This is a genomic window from Amycolatopsis sp. SID8362 (assembly GCF_010550475.1).
GTDB lineage: Bacteria > Actinomycetota > Actinomycetes > Mycobacteriales > Pseudonocardiaceae > Amycolatopsis > Amycolatopsis eburnea.
In genome coordinates this window covers 1-3,559 of the sequence record NZ_JAAGNB010001025.1, presented here as the reverse complement: position 1 = coordinate 3,559, position 3,559 = coordinate 1, and the positions used below count along the sequence as shown (strand labels likewise).

The following is a 3,559-nucleotide window of genomic DNA, read 5'->3' as shown; positions in this document are numbered from 1 at the left end:
CGCGTCCGGCTTCGGCCCACATGCCGTCGGCGAGGCCGGTGACGACCTCGCGCGGGGTGTCGGGCGGGCAGGCGATCCCGACCAGGACGGTGGTCGGCGTCGCGCCCATGGCGGCGATGTCGGCCAGGTTGACCGCGACGGCCTTGCGCCCGACGTGCTCGGGCGGCGACCAGTCGAGCCGGAAGTGCACGCCCTGCACGAGCACGTCGGTGCTGGCGACCACGCGGCCGTCGGGGGCGGCGACGACGGCGGCGTCGTCGCCCGGACCGAGCAGCGTGCCCGGCGGCTGGCGCCGTCCTTCGGTGACGGCTCGGATGAGCGCGAACTCCCCGGTCTCGGCGACCGTTCCGTCGTTCGGTGACACCGGTCACCTCTGCTTTCTCTACCGGGACAAAGGTCGATCACCGATAGTCGGATGCCCTATGTTTTTCGATGAGCTGGCGATACGTTCCTACCTGAGCTGACCGATCCCGACGAAAGGGCGCGCCGTGGTCCACGCATACATCCTCATCCAGACCGAGGTCGGCAAGGCGGCCGCGGTGGCGGCCGAGATCTCCAGCATCCCGGGCGTCACCAGTTCGGAGGATGTCACCGGGCCGTACGACGTCATCGTCCGCGCGGCCGCCGACAGCGTCGACCAGCTGGGCCAGCTCGTGGTCGCGAAGGTGCAGAACGTGGAAGGCATCACGCGGACGCTGACCTGCCCGGTCGTGCACCTCTGAGCAGTGGTGTAGTGGTCCGGTGCCTGAATCCGACACCGGAGCCCCACCCCGGCTGGTCCTCGTCACCGCGGCAGCGCTCGCCGTGGCCTTGGCGGTCGCCGTCGCCGTCTTCGCGCTGACCCAGCGCTCGTCCTCCGACACCGCGGGACCGCTGCCCTTGGTCCCGGTGCCGGCGCCCGCGGCGGGGTCGCCGGGCTGCACGACGCTGCTGGCCGCGGTCCCGACGGAACTGACGTCGAACGGGACGTCTCTGAAGGTGCGCACCTTGGCGGACCCGGCCCCGCCCGCGACGGTCGCCTGGGGCACGGACGACCCGCTGGTGCTGCGCTGCGGCCTGAACCGCCCCCCGGAGCTGACCCCGACCGCGGCGCTGCGGCTGGTCAACAAGGTGCAATGGCTGCAGGTGCCGGGCGAGGGCGCGTCGACGTGGTACGTCGTGGACCGGGAGGTCTACGCGGCGCTGACGGTGCCGGACAGCGCCGGGACGGGCCCGTTGCAGCAGATTTCGGACACGATCGCCGCGAAGCTCGCGCCGCGGCCGCTGCGGTTCTCCTAGCGGAGGCCGGTGCCCCGGGCGACGGCGGTGTCGATGAGGGTGCTCAGCAGCGTCGCGTAGTCCACGCCGGTGACCTCCCACATCTTCGGGTAGGCGGACTTCGTGGTGAAGCCGGGCATGGTGTTGACCTCGTTGATGGTCAGCTCGCCGTCTTCCCCGACGAAGAAGTCGACGCGGGCGAGGCCCTGGCAGTCGAGCGCCTTGAAGGCCGCCACCGCCATGGCGCGGAGCTTCTCGGTGAGGGAGTCGTCGAGCTTGGCGGGGATGTCCAGCTCGGCGTCGTCCCCGAGGTACTTGGTTTCGAAGTCGTACCAAGCGTTTTCGTCTTCGGACAGGACGCGGATCTCGGCGGGCAGCGAGGCTTCGACGCGGCCGTCCGGGAACTCCAGCACCCCGCACTCGACCTCACGGCCGACGACCGCGGCTTCGACGAGCACCTTGGGATCGGTGGCGCGCGCCAGCTCGATGGCGGCGTCGAGGTCGTCCCACGCGGTCACCCGGCTGATGCCGACGGACGACCCGGCGCGGGAGGGCTTGACGAAGACGGGCAGGCCGAGCTTGGCCCGCTCGGTCTCGTCCAAAGTGGACTGATCGCGCTTGAGCGCGACGAAGGTCCCGACCGGAAGCCCTTCGGCGGCAAGGAGCTTCTTCGCGGTTTCCTTGTCCATGGCGGCGGCGCTGGCGAGCACGCCGGGCCCGACGTACGGGATGCCGGCGAGCTCGAGGAGCCCTTGGATGGTGCCGTCCTCGCCGAAGGCGCCGTGCAGCACCGGGAAAACGACGTCCACCTGCGAGAGCAGCTCGCTTTCCCGCCCGGCCTCGACGGCGACGAGCCCCTGGCTGGAAGGGTCACCGGCGAGCACGAGCCCCTTGCCGTCGTCGACGGACGGCAGCTCACGGCCGCGGATGGCGAGCTGCGCGGAGTCCCCGGTGCCGAGCACCCAGCGGCCTTCGCGGGTGATCCCGACCGGGACGGCCTCGAACCGCGCGGGGTCGAGGTGACCCAGGACGCTGCCGGCGGACAGGCAGGAGATGGTGTGCTCACTGCTGCGCCCACCGAACACGACCGCCACCCGGATCTTCTCGCTCATGGTGAGCCACCGTACCCGGTGACCTCGCGGAACAGCCCAGCCCCGTACGCCGGGTGGCGCCGGGTGAGCGGCGAACGCAACCCGCGAGGGGCGTGGGGCGTCCGGTACATCGAGGGACCGGTGGGCCCGCTGGAGCCCCTGGCCGAGACGACGTGAATGACTCATTCATGTCGTCGGACGACATGAATGAGTCATTCACTACGTCCGTGCCCAGAACCCCTCACCGCAGCAGCGACACCAGCGTCGGCAAAGCGGCCACCAAAGCCTCCCGCGAACACCCCGCGTACCCGATCGCCACCCCGTGCGCACTCGGCGTCCCGGCGAAATGCCGAGCCAGCCCATCCAGCCGAATCCCCCGCCGCTCAGCCGAAGCGATCACCGACGCCTCCACCGAAGCCGAAGAAAACGGCACCACCAGATGCGCCCCGGCGTCATCTCCCCGCACCGGAATCCCAGCCGTGGCCAGCGCCCCCGCCAGCAACGTCCGCCGCTCCGCCATTTCCCGCCGCAGCTTCCGCAGGTGCCGCCCCAGATCCCCGTTCCGCGCGAACTCGTACAACACCCGCTGCCCCGCCGGCGAAGGCCGCGTCCCCGTCGAATCCCGATAAGCCAGCACCGCCGACGTGATCGCCTCCGGCGCCACCATCCACCCGGCACCCAGCGTCGGCGTGAGGATCTTCGACGTCGTCCCCAGGTGCGCCACGACGTCCGGGGCCAGCGAAGCCAGCATCGGCAGCGGCGCCACGTCGAAGCGCAGCTCGCCGTCGTAGTCGTCCTCGATGACCAGCATCGACGCCGCCCGCGCCCGCTCCACCAGCGACACCCGCCGGGCCGCGCTGAGGCGGCTGCCCATCGGGTACTGGTGCGCCGGCGAGCAGTACACCGCACGGGCATCCGGGGGGATCGCCTCCGGCCGTAGGCCCTCGAGGTCCACCGGCACGCCGACGACCCGCATGCCCGCGCGGCGGAACGCCTGCACCGCGCGCTGGTAGCCCGGTTCCTCGACGGCGACGACGTCCCCGCGTTCCAGCACTGCCGCGGCCAGCTCGACGACCGCCGCCGTCGTGCCGCCGGTCGCCAGTACCGAACCCGCGGCGAGACCCCGGTGGCGCAGCAGGTGCTCCGACACCGCCGCGCGATACTCCGGGAGGCCCGCGCGGTGGGCGCGGACCAGCGGGTCCGGGTCGGCC

Annotated in this window: 5 protein-coding genes; 2 read left to right on the top strand and 3 right to left on the bottom strand. The window is 71.7% G+C overall.

The window, feature by feature from the left end; all coding sequences use genetic code 11:
- On the bottom strand, positions 1–364 hold a 364-nt coding region (locus tag G3I65_RS32325), incomplete at its 3' end, for an AIR synthase related protein (protein ID WP_309235837.1).
- A gap of 124 nt (positions 365–488) precedes the next feature.
- Here G3I65_RS32325 and G3I65_RS32320 point away from each other — a divergent pair.
- On the top strand, positions 489–722 hold the full coding sequence (locus G3I65_RS32320; RefSeq protein ID WP_125306405.1) for an Lrp/AsnC family transcriptional regulator: 234 nt from the start codon (positions 489–491) through the stop codon (positions 720–722).
- A gap of 19 nt (positions 723–741) precedes the next feature.
- A complete protein-coding gene (locus tag G3I65_RS32315) occupies positions 742–1,278 on the top strand; it encodes a DUF3515 domain-containing protein (RefSeq protein WP_309235835.1) in 537 nt (178 codons plus the stop codon).
- Here G3I65_RS32315 and G3I65_RS32310 read toward each other — a convergent pair.
- Together G3I65_RS32310 and G3I65_RS32305 are read right to left on the bottom strand one after the other, a co-directional pair.
- Complete coding sequence (locus tag G3I65_RS32310; RefSeq protein ID WP_160699462.1) at positions 1,275–2,369, bottom strand: D-alanine--D-alanine ligase family protein; 1,095 nt, start codon at positions 2,367–2,369, stop codon at positions 1,275–1,277. The two genes, G3I65_RS32315 and G3I65_RS32310, sit on opposite strands and share 4 nt — an antisense overlap.
- Positions 2,370–2,589: 220 nt before the next feature.
- A partial coding sequence (locus G3I65_RS32305; RefSeq protein WP_160699461.1) for a PLP-dependent aminotransferase family protein occupies positions 2,590–3,559 on the bottom strand: 970 nt, incomplete at its 5' end.

Excerpts from the sequence above, each read along its gene's own strand:
- G3I65_RS32310 (WP_160699462.1), bottom strand. The coding sequence starts at position 2,369 with ATGAGCGAGAAGATCCGGGTGGCGGTCGTGTTCGGTGGGCGCAGCAGT.